Source organism: Pedobacter sp. 01T416_2 (assembly GCF_056398925.1).
The window spans coordinates 1-1,018 of the sequence record NZ_JBFTQI010001225.1; the positions used below are offsets into that span (position 1 = coordinate 1).

The following is a 1,018-nucleotide window of genomic DNA, read 5'->3' on the forward strand; positions in this document are numbered from 1 at the left end:
GAAATAAAGCCCACAAAAACAAAAGCCTGATCATGGTTATGATCAGGCTTTCAATGATATTTTTTATATCTATTTACAAGTATAATTTAAGCTATATTTTACATTATAAGTATCCGTTTGAACTGGTCCACTGCTTGGATAAAAAGTAGAAAGCACCGAAAACGATACCGATGTAGCGTTTCCTTTTCCATCGTATTGATAGCCGAAGGTATAAACAGCATCAGTAAAAGGATCACCATCGCCGTCTACCGTTTTTGCTGTGCCTTTAAGTAATACATTTTTAGATTGTTTCCCAAAATATCCACCAGGAAAATAATCAACATGATAAGAAAGTGGATCCGCAATCTCGTATGTGTTTACCGCATTTTCTGTTGAATATACATAGGTAGTGGTTTCTGTGTAGCCAAGGTGAGTATCAACTGAAACTGCTTTTACTAAATTGCCGTTAGCATAAGTTAAGTTATCTGTTGTATTTAATTCTCCGTTTAAATAATTTTTCACCTGAATTAAATAACCATCTGCATTGTAGGAGTATTTTCTGGTATAACTATAACTAACCCCACCTCCACTAATAACGCCATCACTCCCACTCGATATTGCCCTTCCATTTTCCAAAACGATTTCAGACACATTCCCATCCCCATCGGTAGCGGTAATTTTATTTGCCGTATAAAAATAATTACTCGTCTGACCGTCGGTAGTGGTTGCTTTTGAAATCCTACCAGAGGCGTCGTAAGTGAAGGCAAGTGTGTAAGTGCCTAAAATATCAAGATCGGCCTTTAAACTGGCTAGTTTGCAGCCATTTCCATTAGGATCGAACTTGGCGTTCCCATTAATTTCTTTTTTACAACTTGCTATTGATATGATAGCAACAAAAGCTACCATAACATATTTAATTGTTTTATGCATTAAAATTTCCGGTTAAGAGGTTAAAATATCGGCAAAGATATTAAAATTTCTCTYTTTTCATCCAGTCAGCCAACAAGTTAAACCAATCTACATCCGAAGTCCTGTTGAT

The 1,018-nt window shown here is 36.0% G+C and carries 1 protein-coding gene; it reads right to left on the bottom strand.

The genetic code is table 11. The features are described 5' to 3' along the window. Positions 1-69 precede the first annotated feature (69 nt). On the bottom strand, positions 70-909 hold the full coding sequence (locus AC1DPQ_RS28715) for a DUF4595 domain-containing protein (RefSeq protein WP_477611709.1): 840 nt from the start codon (positions 907-909) through the stop codon (positions 70-72). Between the last annotated feature and the right edge of the window lie 109 nt (positions 910-1,018).